At 70.5% G+C, this 17,016-nt stretch carries 16 protein-coding genes; 10 read left to right on the top strand and 6 right to left on the bottom strand.

Going from position 1 to position 17,016, the window contains the following annotated elements:
- The first annotated feature begins 52 nt into the window (after nt 1-52).
- The gene (locus ABZV77_RS29605; RefSeq protein ID WP_356263150.1) at nt 53-1,942 is read left to right on the top strand and encodes a PQQ-binding-like beta-propeller repeat protein; all 1,890 of its coding nucleotides are present in this window, start codon (nt 53-55) and stop codon (nt 1,940-1,942) included.
- Nucleotides 1,943-2,176: 234 nt separating this feature from the next.
- Nucleotides 2,177-2,917 carry a LuxR C-terminal-related transcriptional regulator gene (locus ABZV77_RS29600; protein ID WP_356263147.1) on the top strand — a complete coding sequence of 247 codons (741 nt, stop codon included), beginning with the start codon at nt 2,177-2,179 and terminating at the stop codon, nt 2,915-2,917.
- 30 nt (nt 2,918-2,947) lie between these two features.
- Here ABZV77_RS29600 and ABZV77_RS29595 read toward each other — a convergent pair whose 3' ends face one another.
- Nucleotides 2,948-3,229, bottom strand: coding sequence for a hypothetical protein (locus tag ABZV77_RS29595; RefSeq protein WP_356263612.1), 282 nt, complete (start codon nt 3,227-3,229; stop codon nt 2,948-2,950).
- Between the two features lie 30 nt (nt 3,230-3,259).
- Nucleotides 3,260-4,933, bottom strand: coding sequence for a sodium:solute symporter family protein (locus tag ABZV77_RS29590; protein WP_356263144.1), 1,674 nt, complete (start codon nt 4,931-4,933; stop codon nt 3,260-3,262).
- 213 nt (nt 4,934-5,146) lie between these two features.
- On the opposite strand from ABZV77_RS29590, the gene galT reads away from it, so the two are divergent.
- The 4 genes from galT (at nt 5,147) to ABZV77_RS29570 (ending at nt 8,822) form a co-directional block, all read left to right on the top strand.
- Nucleotides 5,147-6,208 (top strand): galactose-1-phosphate uridylyltransferase, encoded by a 1,062-nt coding sequence (galT, locus tag ABZV77_RS29585; RefSeq protein WP_356263141.1) that lies wholly within the window; start codon nt 5,147-5,149, stop codon nt 6,206-6,208.
- Nucleotides 6,205-7,158, top strand: coding sequence for a UDP-glucose 4-epimerase GalE (gene galE, locus ABZV77_RS29580; protein WP_356263138.1), 954 nt, complete (start codon nt 6,205-6,207; stop codon nt 7,156-7,158). Before galT ends, galE begins: the two co-directional genes overlap by 4 nt.
- 20 nt (nt 7,159-7,178) lie before the next feature.
- Nucleotides 7,179-8,333, top strand: a complete 1,155-nt coding sequence (gene galK, locus ABZV77_RS29575) for a galactokinase (RefSeq protein ID WP_356263135.1) — start codon at nt 7,179-7,181, stop codon at nt 8,331-8,333.
- Between the two features lie 141 nt (nt 8,334-8,474).
- Nucleotides 8,475-8,822, top strand: coding sequence for a DoxX family protein (locus ABZV77_RS29570; RefSeq protein WP_356263132.1), 348 nt, complete (start codon nt 8,475-8,477; stop codon nt 8,820-8,822).
- A gap of 22 nt (nt 8,823-8,844) precedes the next feature.
- On the opposite strand, the gene ABZV77_RS29565 is transcribed toward ABZV77_RS29570, so the two are convergent.
- The gene (locus tag ABZV77_RS29565; protein WP_356263610.1) at nt 8,845-9,300 is read right to left on the bottom strand and encodes a GNAT family N-acetyltransferase; all 456 of its coding nucleotides are present in this window, start codon (nt 9,298-9,300) and stop codon (nt 8,845-8,847) included.
- Nucleotides 9,301-9,563: 263 nt separating this feature from the next.
- On the opposite strand from ABZV77_RS29565, the gene ABZV77_RS29560 reads away from it, so the two are divergent.
- Entirely contained in the window at nt 9,564-10,349 is a 786-nt protein-coding gene (locus ABZV77_RS29560) for a response regulator transcription factor (protein WP_356263129.1), read from the top strand.
- Here the strand turns inward: ABZV77_RS29560 and tamR are convergent.
- On the bottom strand, nt 10,308-10,805 hold the full coding sequence (gene tamR, locus ABZV77_RS29555) for a MarR family transcriptional regulator TamR (RefSeq protein ID WP_356263126.1): 498 nt from the start codon (nt 10,803-10,805) through the stop codon (nt 10,308-10,310). The genes ABZV77_RS29560 and tamR overlap by 42 nt on opposite strands.
- 96 nt (nt 10,806-10,901) lie before the next feature.
- Here tamR and ABZV77_RS29550 point away from each other — a divergent pair, with 96 nt between their 5' ends.
- Together ABZV77_RS29550 and ABZV77_RS29545 are read left to right on the top strand one after the other, a co-directional pair.
- On the top strand, nt 10,902-11,723 hold the full coding sequence (locus tag ABZV77_RS29550) for a trans-aconitate 2-methyltransferase (RefSeq protein WP_356263124.1): 822 nt from the start codon (nt 10,902-10,904) through the stop codon (nt 11,721-11,723).
- Nucleotides 11,723-12,097 (top strand): VOC family protein, encoded by a 375-nt coding sequence (locus ABZV77_RS29545; RefSeq protein ID WP_356263121.1) that lies wholly within the window; start codon nt 11,723-11,725, stop codon nt 12,095-12,097. Before ABZV77_RS29550 ends, ABZV77_RS29545 begins: the two co-directional genes overlap by 1 nt.
- A gap of 132 nt (nt 12,098-12,229) precedes the next feature.
- Here ABZV77_RS29545 and ABZV77_RS29540 read toward each other — a convergent pair whose 3' ends face one another.
- Together ABZV77_RS29540 and ABZV77_RS29535 are read right to left on the bottom strand one after the other, a co-directional pair.
- Entirely contained in the window at nt 12,230-12,916 is a 687-nt protein-coding gene (locus ABZV77_RS29540) for a TetR/AcrR family transcriptional regulator (RefSeq protein ID WP_356263119.1), read from the bottom strand.
- Nucleotides 12,913-13,950: a fatty acid desaturase gene (locus ABZV77_RS29535; protein ID WP_356263116.1), complete on the bottom strand. Its 1,038-nt coding sequence runs from the start codon at nt 13,948-13,950 to the stop codon at nt 12,913-12,915. Before ABZV77_RS29535 ends, ABZV77_RS29540 begins: the two co-directional genes overlap by 4 nt.
- Before the next feature lie 290 nt (nt 13,951-14,240).
- Between ABZV77_RS29535 and ppc the strand changes: the two genes are divergently transcribed.
- A complete protein-coding gene (gene ppc, locus ABZV77_RS29530) occupies nt 14,241-16,985 on the top strand; it encodes a phosphoenolpyruvate carboxylase (protein WP_356263113.1) in 2,745 nt (914 codons plus the stop codon).
- The last annotated feature ends 31 nt before the right edge of the window (nt 16,986-17,016 follow it).

The following is a 17,016-nucleotide window of genomic DNA, read 5'->3' as shown; positions in this document are numbered from 1 at the left end:
CCCCACCCAGTCATTCGCTCGACCGCTCTCGTCCCAAGGAATTGACGACGTCATGACCCAGCCGCCCCAGCCACCTCAGCAGCCACCGAACGGGCCCTCGCAGGGCGGATTCGGCGCCCCGCAGGACCCTCCGCCCGGAGGCTTCGGCAAGGCCCCCGACCCGTCGTACGGCTACCCGCAGACGCCGCCGCCCGCGGCGCCTCCCGTGGCCCCGCCGACGCCCCCCGGCCAGCCCCCGCAGGCCCCGCCGCCCGCGGCACCTCCGGCGCCCCCGGCCGGGCAGCCCAACTACGGCTACCCGCAGACGCCTCCGGCCCCGCAGGCCCCCCAGGCCCCGCAGAGCTACGGCTACCCGACCCAGCCCGCCCAGCCGCAGTATCAGCAGCAGGGCTACCAGCAGCAGTACCAGCAGGGCTACCAGCAGCCGCCCACCATGCCGATGCAGCCGCAGCCCGGCGACTCCGGTTCCGGCGGTGGCGGCAAGAAGATCAGCAGCCAGACGACGATCATCATCGCGGCGGTCGCCGCGATCGCGCTGATCGTCGGCGGCGGTGTCTTCTACGCCTCGACGAAGGACGACGACTCCAAGAACACCGCGCAGGAGTCCGGCGGCAAGAACGGCAAGGGCGGCAAGGGCGGGAAGGGCGGCAAGGAGGGCGGCAACGCCCTGCCCGAGCAGGGCCCGGCCAAGGAGAAGGCCCCGGCCGACGCCTCGGCCAAGGTGCTCATGCAGCTCCCGCAGCCCAAGGTCCCCAAGGACCAGATCTGGAACGCCACCGGATCCGCGCTCACCGATGACGTCTACGCCAAGGCGGGCGTCAACGAGCTGAACGGCTACGACCCGGACACCGGCAAGAAGAAGTGGACGATCCCGCTCTCCGGCATGGCCTGCGCGATGTCGCCCGAGGTCACCGATGACGGCATCGCCGCGATCGTCACCGAAGAGGCCAAGCGGAACAAGAAGGGCGACTACGAGGACTGCAGCAACGTCTCCGCGGTCGACCTGAAGTCCGGCAAGAAGCTCTGGACCGAGAGTGCCGAGACCAACGGCATGAAGGCGACGTTCAAGGAAGTCACCATCTCGGGCACCACGATCGCCGCGGGTGCGGGCACCTCCAGCGGCGGCGCCGCCTGGGACGTCACGGGCAAGTCCCTGTGGGCGCCGAAGGTCGGCAAGTGCAAGGACGTCGGCTACGCCGGTGGCGACCAGCTCGTCGCGGTCCGCAAGTGCGGCACGTACGGCGACGAGACGCTGAAGGTCCAGCTCCTCGACCCGAAGACCGGCGACGACAAGTGGACGTACCCGATCGCCCCCGGCATCGACAACGCCAAGATCATCTCGACGAACCCGGTCGTCTTCGGCCAGGACACCACGAAGATCACGGCCTCCGGCGTCACGGACGTCTTCTCGCTCGGCAGCAACGGCAAGCTGCGCGCCAAGATCTCCCTGGAGGACGGGAAGTACGACCATGACTGCGGTGTGAACATGGTCAACGCCTGCAAGGCGATCGCGGTCGGCAACGACCGGCTCTACGTCCCGACGCGCCCGCACGACGGCAGCGGCGACAGCTACAACCGCACCAACGAGATCGTGTCCTTCTCGCTGGCCACCGGCAAGCCCACCAGCGACCGCGCGGACGCCGGTGAGAACGGCGAGATCTTCCCGATCCGCATGGACGGCGGCAACGTCCTCGCGTACAAGGCGCACAGCTACAAGCAGGGTGCCCAGGTCGTCTCGCTCGACGGCAAGACGATGAAGGAGACCAAGCTCCTGGAGACCCCGGGGACCGAGTCGGTCACCGAGGCGATCAGCGGCATGGTCCCCAAGTCGAACGAACTCCTCTACGGCAACGGGCACTTGTTCCTGGGCAAGAAGCTGCTCAGCAAGCCCTACTCGGAGGACGACAAGGAGTACGTGGCGATCGGCTTCCTGGCGAAGTAACGCCGGAACCGTGCGTTCCGCGGCGCCATGAACGGCGGCGGGCGCCCCCTCGCGCAACGGGGGGCGGCCGCCGCCGTTCGCGTACCACCCGACCGTTCCCAACGCCCCCTGAATGGCTCGGATTTCGGCATTCCGTGCCGCTTCTGACCGGGAGGGGGCGCGTAACCTCGAACAAGCGTGTAGCTTCCGGGGGATGAAGGGTCGGGGGGCCCGCGGGGAACTGGGGGGGTTGCTATGGGTGTGCGGCTCATGGTGGTCGACGATCACCGACTGCTCGCCGAGGCCCTCGCCTCGGCACTGAAACTGCGCGGGCACCGGGTGCTCGCCGCGGCCGCGCCCGCCGCGGGCGCGGCGGAGCTGGTCATCAGCAGGGCTCCGGAGGTCTGCCTCCTGGGGACGGCCACACCGGCCGAACCGGGCATGTTCGACCCGGTGGTGAAGATCAAGCGGGAGCGTCCGCAGGTGGCGGTCGTGGTGCTCGGCCCGGTGCCGAGCCCGCGCGGGATCGCCGCGGCCTTCGCCTCCGGCGCCTCCGGTTACGTACGCCATGACGAGCGCATAGAAGGAGTGGAGCGCGCCATCATGAAGGCGCGTGCCGGGGAGGCCGCCGTCGCGCCCCAGCTGCTGCAGGGCGCCTTCAGCGAACTGCTCAATCCGGCCGCGCAGCCCGACGACGAGGGCCAGCGGCTGCTGCAGATGCTCACGCCCCGCGAGGTCGAGGTCCTGGTGCGGGTCGCCGACGGCGAGGACACCCGGCTGATCGCCGCGGGGATGGGGATAGCCCCGAGCACCGCGCGCACGCATGTGCAGCGGGTGCTGATGAAGCTGGGCGTCGGGTCACGGCTTGAGGCGGCCGCCCTCGCCGCGCGCACGGGTCTCCTGGAGCGTGCCGAGCGGCCCGCGTCCGCCTATGCGCACCATGCGAACGCCGCCGGGGGCGCCGACATGACGACGGGGCCCGAGCCACCGCGGTGAGCCCGGACCCCGTCGTCGTTCGTCCGCGGGTCAGTCGTCCGCCGGTTCCTCGGCGGGCGTCACCGCCGGGCGCAGCCAGAGCCAGCCCAGGAAGAAGAGCCCGAGGGCGAGCATCGCGAGGCCCGTCCAGAGGTTGATGTTGATGTCCTCCGCCTTCTTCAGGTCGGCGTCGGACGCGGTGATCCCGGCGATCGTCACGATGATTCCGTAGACGACGAACAGGCCGCCGATGATGCGCCGGATGTCGAAGAGGCGTGCGGCTGTCGCGGACTTGCGCTCCAGCTCGGAGACTTCGTTGTGCAGGTCGGGCAGGTCAGACATGTCTTTGTCCTCCGATCGGGTCTAGAGCGAGTACGGCAGGTAGCAGGCCGCGGCGAGCACGATGGCACCCCAGCCGAGCAGGGCGGGCTTGCGGTACCAGGCGTCGTCCCCCTCTTCAACCCCGTCGTCCTCCAGGCCGGGCGAGGCCGTCCCGTAGACCAGACCGGCCAGCTCGGCCTCGGGCTTGGGCGCGGTGAAGAGCGTGACGACGACCATCACGACGGCACCGGCGACGAAGCCGACGATCGCCGAGACGAAGTTGGCGCCCTGGTCGGTCGGGATGTCGATGACGCCCTGCTTGTAGATCCAGAAGTAGTTGACCATCGCGGCGGAGGTGCCCGCGAGCAGGCCCCACACGCCGGACTTCATCGAGGCCCGCTTCCAGAACATGCCGATGATGAAGACCACGAACATCGGGACGTTGAAGAAGGAGAAGAGGGTCTGCAGGTACCCCATGATGTTCGAGAACGAGGAGGCGATGAACGCCGTGCCGACCGAGGCGAGCACGCCGATCGCGGTGATCAGCCGTCCGAAGTTCAGGTAGTAGCCGTCCTCGCGGTCCTTGACCACGTACCGCGCCCAGATGTCGTACGTGAACACGGTGTTGAAGGACGAGACGTTCGCCGCCATGCCCGCCATGAAGGCGGCGAGCAGACCGGTGACCGCGATGCCGAGCACACCGTTGGGCAGCAACTCCTGCATCAGGTAAGGGATCGCGTCGTTGTACGTCAGATCGGAGCCCGCCGTGCCGATCTTCGGGACGAGGACGGCGGCGACCAGGCCCGGGATCATCACCAGGAACACGATGAAGATCTTCGGGAAGGCGGCGATCAGCGGGGTGCGCTGGGCGGCGGAGAGGTTCTTCGCGGAGAGTGCGCGCTGGACCTCGGCGAAGTTCGTCGTCCAGTAGCCGAAGGAGAGCACGAAGCCCAGGCCGAGGATGATCGTCAGCCAGTTGGCGCCGAGCGGGTTGGCGTCACCGATGCCGGTGCCGCCCCAGGCGGTCATGAAGTTCTCGCCGTGCTGCTTCTCGATCGAGCCGGTGAGCCCGTCCCAGCCGCCGACCTTCTTGAGGCCGATGACGCAGATCGGGATCAGCGCCGCGAGGATCACGAAGAACTGCAGGACCTCGTTGTAGATCGCCGAGGACAGTCCGCCGATCGTGATGTACGCGAGGACGAAGAGCCCTGCGACGACGATCGCCACCCACTGCGGCCAGCCGAGCAGCGCCTCGACGACGATCGAGAGGGCGTAGAGGTTCACGCCCGCGATGAGGATCGCCGCGAAGGCGAAGAGCGCCGAGCTGAGCACGTGCGCCGACTTGTCGAAGCGCTGGAGCAGGAACTCGGGGACGGAACGGACCTTGCTGCGGTAGTAGAACGGCATCATGACCAGGCCGAGGAAGACCATGGCCGGGATGGCGCCGATCCAGTACCAGTGGACGACCGCGACGCCGTACTGCGCGCCGGTTGCGGCCATGCCCAGGATCTCGGTGGCGCCCAGGTTCGCGGCGACGAAGGCGAGACCGGTGACCCAGGCGGGCAGTGAGCGGCCCGAGAGGAAGAAGTCGAGGCTCGTCTTCACGGAGCGCCGGGCGGCGAAGCCGATACCGAGGACGACCACGAAGTAGATCGCCAGGATCGCGTAATCGAGCCCGTTGGTGGGGAGCCGAAGCCCTTCGGCGAGGGTTTGCATGGGGAACTCGCTTCGTTGCGCGAACTGAATCAGACGGGAACCTACGCCTCACTTTTCAATAAGTGAACAGTTCTCGTGATGTTCTTTGTTTGATTGTGACCGGAACCTCGCCGTGGTCGCCCACGGTGAGCGGGTGATCCCTTGACTGGCCTGGTCGGTCGTGGTTTGTTATGTGCGGTTCTGTTTGGTGGGTGTTGGTGAGGAGCCCTGAACGTGAAGAAGACCTCGACCCGTCTCGCCGACGGTCGTGAGCTCATCTACTACGACGTGCGCGACGACACCGTGCGCGACGCCGTCGACCGGCGCCCGCTCGGGCCCGTCTCGACGACGTCGGAGGTCCGCAAGGACCCCCTCCTGGGCGACTCCGTGGCCATCGCCTCGCACCGCCAGGGGCGCACCTACCACCCGCCGGCCGACGAGTGCCCCCTGTGCCCCTCGGCCGGTGACCGGCTCAGCGAGATCCCCGACTCCTCGTACGACGTCGTGGTCTTCGAGAACCGCTTCCCCTCGCTCGCGGGCGACGCGGGCCGCTGCGAGGTCGTCTGCTTCACCTCCGACCACGCCGCGTCCTTCGCGGACCTCACCCCCGAGCAGGCCGCGCTCGTCCTGGAGGCCTGGACCGACCGGACCGCCGAGCTCTCCCACCTGCCCTCCGTGGCGCAGGTGTTCTGCTTCGAGAACCGCGGCGCCGAGATCGGCGTGACCCTCGGCCACCCGCACGGGCAGATCTACGCGTACCCCTTCGTCACCCCGCGCACGAACCTGATGCTCCGCTCGCTCGCGGAGTTCAAGGAGGCGTCGGGCGGCCAGAACCTGTTCGACGACGTCGTCGCCAGGGAGAGCAAGGGGGAGCGGGTCGTCCTTGAGGGTGAGCACTGGATCGCCTTCGTGCCGTACGCCGCGCACTGGCCCTACGAGGTGCACCTCTACCCCAAGCGCCGGGTGCCCGACCTGCTCGCGCTCGACGAGGCGGCACGCACGGAGTTCCCACAGATCTATCTGGAACTCTTGAGGCGCTTCGACCGGATCTTCGGGGAAGGCCAGCCGTCGACGCCCTACATCGCCGCATGGCACCAGGCGCCCTTCGGGACGCTGGAGGGACATGACGGGATCAACCGGGACGACTTCGCCCTCCATCTCGAACTTTTCACGATTCGCCGCACTTCGGGCAAGCTGAAGTTCCTCGCGGGTTCCGAATCCGGTATGAGCGTGTTCATCAACGACGTGCCGCCGGAAGCCGCGGCCCAGCGACTGCGAGAGGTAGCGAGTTCATGAGCGGTAAGTACCTGGTCACCGGCGGGGCGGGCTATGTGGGAAGTGTGGTGGCCCAGCATCTGCTCGAGGCCGGGCACGAGGTGACGGTCCTCGACAACCTCTCGACCGGCTTCCGCGAAGGCGTCCCCGCGGGCGCCTCGTTCATCGAGGGCGACATCCGCGATGCCGCCAAGTGGCTGGACTCCTCCTTCGACGCCGTGCTGCACTTCGCCGCCTTCTCGCAGGTCGGCGAGTCCGTCGTCAAGCCCGAGAAGTACTGGGACAACAACGTCGGCGGCACCATGGCGCTGCTCGCCGCGATGCGCGACGCCGATGTGCGCAGGCTCGTCTTCTCCTCGACGGCCGCGACGTACGGCGAGCCCGTGAACACCCCCATCACGGAGACCGACCCCACCGCGCCCACCTCGCCCTACGGCGCCTCCAAGCTCGCCGTCGACCACATGATCACCGGCGAGGCGGCCGCGCACGGCCTGGCCGCCGTCTCGCTGCGCTACTTCAACGTCGCGGGCGCGTACGGCGACTGCGGCGAGCGCCACGACCCCGAGTCGCACCTCATCCCGCTCGTCCTCCAGGTCGCGCAGAGCAGGCGCGAGGCGATCAGCGTCTTCGGCGACGACTACCCGACCCCCGACGGGACCTGCGTCCGCGACTACATCCACGTCGCCGACCTCGCGGAGGCGCACCTCCTCGCCGTCGCGGCCGCCACCCCCGGCGAGCACCTCATCTGCAACCTCGGCAACGGCAACGGCTTCTCCGTCCGCGAGGTCATCGAGACCGTCCGCCAGGTCACCGGACACCCGATCCCCGAGGTCATGGCCCCGCGCCGCGGCGGCGACCCGGCGGTCCTCGTCGCGTCCGCGGCCACCGCGCGGGACCGGCTCGGCTGGAATCCGTCCCGCGCGGACCTCGCGGGCATCGTCGCCGACGCATGGGCGTTCGCCCAGCGCTGACCGGGATCAAGGGGTAACTGATGGACGTAGCGGGGAAGTTCGCCGAGCTGTACGGGTACGCGGCGGACGGGGTCTGGTCGGCCCCCGGCCGGGTCAACCTGATCGGCGAGTACACGGACTTCAACGAGGGCTTCGTGCTGCCGCTCGCGCTGCCGCACACCGCGGTGGCGGCGGTGGCGCGCCGCACCGACGGCGTCCTGCGGCTCCACTCGGCGGACATCGACGCGCCCGTCGCCGAACTGCGCGTCGACGAGCTGACGCCCCTTTCGAAGTACGGGCAGGGCGGCTGGGCCGCCTACCCCGCCGGTGTGGTGTGGGCGCTCAGGGACGCGGGCCACGACGTCTCCGGGGGCGCCGACATCCATCTCGCCTCGACCGTGCCGACCGGGGCGGGCCTGTCCTCGTCGGCGGCCCTCGAAGTCGTCACGGCACTCGCCATGAACGACCTGTACGGACTCGGCCTGGACCGGCCGCGCCTCGCGGTCCTCGCCCAGCGCGCCGAGAACGCCTTCGTCGGCGTGCCGTGCGGAGTGATGGACCAGATGGCCTCCGCGTGCGCCACGGAGGGCCACGCCCTGCACCTGGACTGCCGGGACCTGGCGATACGGCAGGTTCCCTTCGACCTCGCCGCCCACGGCCTGCGGCTGCTCGTCGTCGACACCCGGGTCAAGCACGAGCTGGGCGACGGGGCGTACGCGGAGCGGCGGGCCGGGTGCGAGGAGGGCGCGCGCATCCTGGGCGTCTCCCATCTGCGGGACGTGGCGTACGACCAACTCCCGGCGGCGCTGGAGCGGCTGACGGACGAGAAGATCCGCCGGTACGTGCGCCACATCGTGTCGGACGACCACCGCGTCGAGCAGGTCATCGCCCTCCTGGACGCGGGTGACGTCCGCGCGACGGGACCCGTCCTCACCGAGGGCCACGCCTCGCTCCGCGACGACCTGCGCATCTCCTGCCCGGAGCTGGACCTGGTGGTGGGCTCCGCGAACGCGGCGGGCGCGCTCGGCGCCCGGATGACCGGCGGCGGCTTCGGCGGCTCGGCGGTCGTCCTGGTGGAGTCGGCGGACGAGGACACGGTGACGAAGTCGGTCCTTGAGGCCTTCGCCGCGGCGGGCTTCACGGCGCCGCGGGTGTTTCCCGCGGAGGCGTCGGCGGGGGCACGCCGGGAGGCCTGAGCGCCCGGCAGAGCTCCTGGAAGAGCTCCTGGAAAAGTTCCTGGGAAAGTTCCCGGAAAAAGGTGCCGTGGACCGGTCACACTCCCGTGGCCGGTTCCGTCAGGGCAGTGAAAAGCCGCCGCCCGATGAGGAGCACCCGCCATGTCCACAACCTGTGCAGTCGTCACGCTGATCGCCGCCGCGATGGTGGGCTTCTCCGCCGTCTCCGTCTTCCTGCGCGCCGAGTGGGTGGTGCGGCCCATCGCCGACTACGGCATCCCCATGGCGTGGCTGCCCTGGCTCGGCGCCGCCAAGGCGGCGGGCGCCGCGGGCCTGGTCGCGGGCCTGTTCGTGCCGGTCGTCGGGGGCGTGGCGGGCATCGCCCTGGTGGTGTACTTCGCCGGGGCCGTCGTCACCGTGGTGCGGGCGCGCTGGTACACGCACATCCCGTTCCCGCTGATGTACGCGGCGCCGGTGGTCGGCGCCCTGGCCCTGGGGCTCGCCGCCTGACCCCCCGGAGGTCCCGGCAGTCTCAGCCCAGCCGCTTGGTGAGCGTGAATTCCTTGACGCCCTCGGGGTAGTCGGGGATCACGCTCACCAGCTCGTATCCCTGGTTCCGGTAGAAGCCGGGGGCCTGGAAGTCCCACGTCTCCACACGGGAGTTGAGGCACCCCCGGTCCTCGCGGGCCACCCGCTCCGCCTCGGCCAAGAGGCGGGAGCCGAGGCCCGCGCCGCGGTGCCGGTCGTCGACCCAGAGATGGTTCACGTGGAGCCAGCGGGCCCAGGTGTGCGCGGCGAGGCCCGCCGCGAGGCCGCCCCGCCCGTCCAACGCCCAGACCGCCAGCGGTACTTCCTGGTCCTCAGGCGTCCCGCGCAGGGCTCTGAGCTCCGGTGACGCCGCCGTGTTCGTCTCGCTCAGCCGCGAGCGAAGCAGACCGAGCCGCTCTTTGTCGACTCCCGTCTCAATACGAAACATATGGCTCACCATAAACGCGCTGGCCAACCAGTTCTGCAAATCAGCTTCCGCTCCCGGCGTCCGGCCCTACTCTGAAGGGCAGTGCCGGTGGGGGCCGGTACTGATCAGGGGGCGAGACAGTCGGGTACGGCGCCCGGCGTGGGGGTGGTGGTCACAGCACGGCGGCGGCCGTGCGACCGCGTCGGCTCCCGCTCCGTGCGCCGTACCCGCACCAGCCGTTCTCCGATGATGGGGTATCCCCTGCTCCTTGAGGGAGCGTGGGGAAGGGGGTTTCTGTGGTTCGCATTCGAGTCCTGGTCGTCGACGACCATCGCATTTTCGCCGAGTCGCTGGCCGCCGCGCTCGCGGCCGAGCCGGACGTCGACGTGTCCGCGGCCGGCAGTGGTCCCGCCGCGCTGCGCTGCCTGGAGCGGGCGGTGAACGAAGGCCGCAGATACGACGTGCTGCTCGTCGACGCCGACCTCGGCAGCACGGCAAGCGCGTTGCAGGGCGTCCGCCCCGCCGTCACCGCCGTTCCCGTTCAGGAAGGGAACGCCGACGGGCTCGTCGACGGCATCTCCCTGGTGGCGGGCGTGCGTTCGGGGCAGCCCGCCGTGCGCACCGTCGTGCTCGCCGAGAAGGACGACCCGCGCCGCGCGGCCCTCGCGCTGCAGGCGGGCGCCTCCGGCTGGGTCGCCAAGGACTGTTCCCTGTCCCGGCTCCTCACGGTGATACGGGGCGTGCTGCGCGACGAGACCCACCTGCCGCCCGCCCTGCTCACCGGCGTCCTGCGTGAGCTGACCGCCGCCCGGAAGCACCGCACCGAGTCCGAGCGGCTCGTGGAGTCGCTGACCCCGCGCGAGCGCGAGGTCCTGCGCTGCATGGTGGCGGGCCTGGGCCGCAAGGCGGTCGCCGAGCGCCTCTTCCTCTCCCCGCACACGGTGCGTACGCACATGCAGAACGTGCTGGGAAAGCTGGGCGTCCACTCCACCCTCGCCGCCGTGGCGCTCGCCCGGCGCGCGGGCGTCGGCCCGGCCGACCTAGCCGGGGATGTTGTCGAACGGGGCGGTCAACTGGCGTAGCAGCCCGGCCAGTTCGCCGCGCTGTGCCCGGGAGAGCTCCGCGAGGATCGCCCGCTCCTGTTCGAGCAGCCCGGCGAGGGCCTGGTCCGCGCGGTCCCGGCCCTCGGGGGTGAGGCGCACGAGGACGCCGCGGCGGTCGCTCGGATCGGGCAGACGCTCGACGAGGCCCTTCTTCGCGAGGCGGTCGATGCGGTTCGTCATCGTGCCGGACGTCACGAGGGTCTGGGTCAGGAGCTGGCCGGGGGAGAGCTGGTAGGGCGCGCCCGCGCGGCGCAGCGACGTCAGGACGTCGAACTCCCACGGCTCCAGGTTGTGCTCGGAGAAGGCGAGCCTGCGGGCCCGGTCCAGATGCCGCGCGAGCCTGCTCACGCGGCTGAGCACCTCGAGTGGTTCCACGTCGAGGTCAGGGCGCTCCCGGCGCCACGCTGCAACCAGCCGATCGACCTCGTCCTCCATGGCGATCAGTGTAGGGGGTCTGTCGACATGAAGTCTCTTGACGTCAAGATACCTCGGGTTCAGGATGGTGCCGACACCGTCGCCTGAGGAGGCCACATGCCCGCCGCCACCTGGGATCCCCAGCAGTACCTGCGCCACGCGGACCACCGCTCCCGCCCCTTCGTCGACCTGCTCGCCCGCGTCCCCGAACTCCCCGCCGCGGGCCGCCCGCCCCGCATCGCCGACCTGGGCTGCGGCCCCGGCAACACCACCCGCCTCCTCACCGACCGCTGGCCCACCGCGCACGTCACCGGCTTCGACAACTCCCCGGCGATGCTGGCCAGGGCGGACGAGCTGGCGGGCCCCACGGCGGGCGGCGGCCGCCTCGACTTCGCCCCCGCCGACGCGTCGACGTGGACGCCGCCCCCCGGCACGTACGACCTGATCCTCTCCAACGCCACCCTCCAATGGGTGCCGGGCCACTCGGACTCCTTCCCCGCGTGGATCGAGGCGCTGGCCCCCGGCGGCACGTTCGCCTTCCAGGTGCCGGGCAACTTCGACGCCCCGAGCCACGTACTCATGCGCGAGCTGGCCGCCTCCCCCCGCTGGCACGACCGCCTGGGCCACGTCCTGCGCCACGCGGACGCGGTGCTGTCGCCGGGGTCCTACCTGGCACAGCTCGCGGACCTGGGCTGCGAGGTCGACGCCTGGGAGACCACGTACCAGCACCTCCTGACGGGCGAGGCCCCGGTCCTGGACTGGGTGAAGGGCACGGGCCTGCGCCCGGTCCTCACCACCTTGGCGGATGACGAGGCAGCGACGGAGACGTTCCTGACGGAGTACGGAACCCTCCTCCGCAAGGCATACCCACCCACCGCCCACGGCACGGTGTTCCCGTTCCGCAGGGTGTTCGCGGTGGCGCGCAGGGGGGACGCCTGATGCTGACGGCCATCGACCACGTCCAGCTGGCGGCGCCCCCGGGCAGCGAGCCCGCGCTGCGCGCGTACTACGTCGACGTGCTCGGCATGACGGAGGCGCCGAAGCCGCCGGTGCTCGCGGCGCGGGGCGGCTGCTGGTTCGAGGCGGACGGCGTGCGCCTGCACTTGGGCGTCGAGACGGACTTCCGCCCGGCCCGCAAGGCGCACCCCGGCCTGGGGGTCACGGGAATCGAGGCGTACGCGCAACGCCTCACCGCCCGCGGGGCGAAGGTCACCTGGGACACGAACCTCCCCGGTCACCGCCGCTTCTACTCGGAGGATCCGGTGGGGAACAGGCTGGAGTTCCTGGAGGGCGCACCTCGCGGTGCGGGGTAAACGGGTGGGTGGGCGGGTGGGAATGGCCGCCGCGGAGCGGCGGGGCAGGGTGCGGTGTGGGGACCCGGCCGGACGGGCGACCGTACTCACAGCAGGCACGGGGGCGGCAGGAGAGAGGCTGGCCCCCGGGGGTCAGCTCTTGCGGTGGCCTATCAGGCGGGGTTTCGGTTCCAGGCCGTCCAGGCCGTGCCAGGCCAGGTTGACCAGGTGCGCGGCCACCTCCGCCTTCTTCGGCTTGCGGGCGTCCAGCCACCACTGGCCCGTCAGCGCGACCATGCCGACCAGCGCCTGCGCGTACAGGGGAGCCAGCTTCTGGTCGAAGCCGCGGCCCTTGAACTCCTGGCCCAGGATGTCCTCGACCTGCGTCGCGATGTCGGAGATCAGGGACGCGAAGGTGCCGGTGGACTGGGCCACCGGGGAGTCGCGGACCAGGATGCGGAAGCCGTCCGTGTACGTCTCGATGTAGTCGAGCAGGGCGAACGCCGCCTGTTCGAGGAGCTCCCGGGGATGCCCGGCGGTGAGCGCGCTCGTCACCATGTCCAGGAGCTGCCGCATCTCGCGGTCCACCACGACCGCGTACAGCCCCTCCTTCCCGCCGAAGTGCTCGTACACGACCGGCTTGGAGACCCCCGCCTTCGCGGCGATCTCCTCCACCGACGTGCCCTCGAAGCCCTTCGCGGCGAACAGGGTGCGGCCGATGTCCAGCAGCTGTTCCCGGCGCTCGGCACCCGTCATCCGGGTCCGCCGGGCACGCCGGGGCTGCTTCTCTTTGCTGGAGGGGCTTGAATTGCTGGAGTCGGTCGCCACGTCGTCAATCATGCCGCCTCGGAGGCGGTGGCCCCGCGGCGGGACTCGGCCTCGCCCTCCGGCTTGCGGCGCGCGTCGATGCGCGACTGCGAAGGCCACCGCACGTCGGAGGCCCAGCCCAGCTGCTCGCACCAGCGGATGATCCGCGCCGACGAGTCGACCTGGCCCTTCATCACCCCGTGCCGCGCCGACGTCGGGTCGGCGTGGTGCAGGTTGTGCCAGGACTCGCCGCAGGACAGCACCGCGAGCCACCACACGTTGCCCGAGCGGTCACGGGACTTGAAGGGGCGCTTGCCCACCGCGTGGCAGATCGAGTTGATCGACCACGTGACGTGGTGCAGCAGCGCGACGCGGACCAGCGACCCCCAGAAGAAGGCCGTGCACGCGCCCCACCACGACATCGTCACCAGACCGCCGACCACCGGCGGGATCGCCAGCGACACGATCGTCCAGAGCAGGAACTGCCGCGAGATCCGGCGGATCGCCGGGTCCTTGACCAGGTCCGGTGCGTACTTCTCCTGTGACGTCTGCTCCTCATCGAACATCCATCCGATGTGCGCCCACCACAGGCCCTTCATCAGGGCGGGGACCGTCTCACCGAAGCGCCAGGGGGAGTGCGGGTCGCCCTCGGCGTCCGAGAACTTGTGGTGCTTGCGGTGGTCGGCCACCCAGCGGACCAGAGGCCCCTCGACCGCCATGCTGCCCGCGACGGCCAGCGCGATCCGCAGCGGCCGCTTCGCCTTGAAGGAGCCGTGCGTGAAATAGCGGTGGAAGCCGATCGTGATGCCGTGGCACCCCAGGTAGTACATGAAGACGAGCAGGCCCAGGTCCAGCCAGCTCACGCCCCAGCCCCAGGCCAGCGGCACCGCGGCGACCAGGGCGAGGAAGGGGACGGTGATGAACAGCAGCAGGGCGACCTGTTCGAGCGAGCGTTTCTGCTCGCCGCCCAGCGTCGCCATGGGCGCCGGGGCGGCGGAGCTCACGCCCGCCGGTGAAGCGTCTTCGATCACATCGGAGTCGGAGTACGCATCGGAGGTTGTCGTCATGGGCACGTCCCCTGTGGGGTCGAGGGTTGAGGTGGGAGCAGTGCACGGGCACGGTTCCTGCAACGGCCGCAATGGCTGCAATGCCGCGTTTCCTACGGTTCCGTAACCTACGGCGACGTAAGTATGGCAGTGCGGAGCCCCGCGGCAAGAGGCCGCGAGCTCCGTGCCCGATGTGACACCTATCCTTGGAGACGGTCGGACAGCGCGGTCCGCTCTGTATCTCCCCCGGTATCCCCACCGGGGACCCCTCCCAGTCTTGAAGCGCTTCAACACTGCAAGGAGCCGCACCTGTGAGCAGTGCCGACGACCAGAGCCAGCAGGCCACCAGCACCGCCAGCACCGAGCTGCGCGCCGACATCCGCCGCCTCGGCGACCTGCTCGGCGAGACCCTCGTACGCCAGGAGGGCCCCGAGCTCCTCGAACTGGTCGAAAAGGTCCGCCGCCTGACGCGCGAGGACGGCGAGGCAGCAGCCAACCTCCTCGGCGGTACGGAACTGGAGACCGCGGCCAAGCTGGTCCGCGCCTTCTCCACGTACTTCCACCTGGCCAACGTGACCGAGCAGGTCCACCGCGGCCGCGAGCTGCGCACCAGGCGCGCCGCCGAGGGCGGCCTGCTCGCGCGCACCGCGGACCGTCTCAAGGACGCCGACCCGGAGCACCTGCGCCAGACCGTGCAGAACCTCAACGTGCGCCCCGTCTTCACCGCGCACCCCACCGAGGCGGCCCGCCGCTCCGTGCTCAACAAGCTCCGCCGCGTCGCCGAGCTCCTGGAGACGCCGGTCATCGAGTCCGACCGGCGCCGCCACGACATCCGCCTGGCCGAGAACATCGACCTGGTGTGGCAGACCGACGAGCTCCGCGTGGTGCGCCCCGAGCCCGCCGACGAGGCCCGCAACGCCATCTACTACCTCGACGAGCTGCACGCGGGCGCCGTCGGCGACGTCCTGGAGGACCTCACCGCGGAGCTGGAGCGCGTCGGCGTCGAGCTGCCCGAGGGCACCCGCCCGCTCAGCTTCGGCACCTGGATCGGCGGCGACCGCGACGGCAACCCCAACGTGACCCCGCAGGTCACCTGGGACGTCCTGATCCTCCAGCACGAGCACGGCATCAACGACGCGCTCGACATGATCGACGAGCTGCGCGGCTTCCTCTCCAACTCCATCCGCTACACCGGAGCCACCGAGGAGCTGAAGGCCTCCCTCCAGTGCGACCTGGAGCGGCTGCCCGAGATCAGCCCCCGCTACAAGCGCCTCAACTCCGAGGAGCCCTACCGCCTCAAGGCCACCTGCATCCGGCAGAAGCTGGAGAACACCAAGGAGCGCCTGGCCAAGGGAGTCCCGCACGAGGAAGGCCGCGACTACCTCGGCACCGCCGAGCTCCTGCACGACCTCACGCTCATCCAGACCTCGCTGCGCGAGCACAAGGGCGCCCTCTTCGCCGACGGCCGGATGAACCGCACCATCCGCACGCTGGCGGCCTTCGGTCTGCAGCTGGCCACGATGGACGTACGCGAGCACGCCGACGCCCACCACCACGCGCTCGGCCAGCTCTTCGACCGGCTCGGCGAGGAGTCCTGGCGGTACGCGGACATGCCCCGCGACTACCGCCAGAAGCTGCTCGCCAAGGAGCTCAGGTCCCGGCGCCCGCTCGGCCCGTCCCCGGCGCCGGTCGACGCCGCGGGCGAGAAGACCCTCGGCGTCTTCCTCACCGTGAAGAAGGCCCTTCAGGTCTTCGGGCCCGAGGTCATCGAGTCGTACATCATCTCGATGTGCCAGGGCGCGGACGACGTGTTCGCCGCGGCGGTCCTCGCGCGCGAGGCGGGCCTCATCGACCTGCACGCGGGCTGGGCGAAGATCGGCATCGTGCCGCTCCTGGAGACCACCGACGAGCTGCGCGCCGCCGACGTCATCCTCGACGAGATGCTCGCCGACCCGTCGTACCGCCGTCTCGTGGCCCTGCGCGGCGACGTGCAGGAGGTCATGCTCGGCTACTCGGACTCCTCCAAGTTCGGCGGCATCACCACCTCCCAGTGGGAGATCCACCGCGCCCAGCGCAGGCTCCGTGACGTCGCGCACCGCTACGGCGTGCGCCTGCGCCTCTTCCACGGCCGCGGCGGCACCGTCGGCCGCGGCGGCGGCCCCTCGCACGACGCGATCCTCGCGCAGCCGTGGGGCACGCTGGAGGGCGAGATCAAGGTGACCGAGCAGGGCGAGGTCATCTCCGACAAGTACCTCGTGCCTTCGCTGGCCCGCGAGAACCTGGAACTGACCGTCGCGGCGACGCTGCAGGCCTCCGCCCTGCACACCGCCCCGCGCCAGTCCGACGAGGCGCTCGCCCGCTGGGACGCCGCGATGGACGTCGTCTCCGACGCCGCGCACTCCGCGTACCGCAAGCTGGTCGAGGACCCGGACCTGCCGACGTACTTCCTCGCGTCGACGCCGGTCGACCAGCTCGCCGACCTGCACCTCGGCTCCCGGCCCTCCCGCCGCCCCGGCTCGGGCGTCTCGCTGGACGGCCTGCGCGCCATCCCGTGGGTGTTCGGCTGGACCCAGTCGCGGCAGATCGTGCCGGGCTGGTTCGGCGTGGGTTCCGGTCTCAAGGCGCTGCGCGAGGCGGGCCTGGACACCGTCCTCGACGAGATGCACGAGCACTGGCACTTCTTCCAGAACTTCGTCTCCAACGTCGAGATGACGCTCGCGAAGACGGACCTGCGGATCGCCAGGCACTACGTGGACACCCTGGTGCCGGACGAGCTCAAGCACGTCTTCACCATGATCGAGGAAGAGCACGAGCTGACCGTCCGCGAGGTCCTGCGCATCACCGGCGGGGAAGAGCTCCTCGGCTCTTCTCCGGCCCTGCAGCAGACCTTCGCGATCCGCGACGCCTACCTGGACCCGATCTCGTACCTCCAGGTCGCCCTCCTCAAGCGCCAGCGCGACGAGGCGGCCGCGGGCACCGAGCCCGACCCGCTGCTCGGGCGGGCCCTGCTGCTCACCGTCAACGGTGTCGCGGCGGGACTGCGCAACACCGGCTGACCCGGCAGGCACTCCGCGAAGGGCCCCGCAC

It is taken from the genome of Streptomyces sp. NPDC004732 (genome assembly GCF_040609235.1).
GTDB lineage: Bacteria > Actinomycetota > Actinomycetes > Streptomycetales > Streptomycetaceae > Streptomyces.
This window is presented reverse-complemented; position numbering and strand designations above follow the sequence as displayed.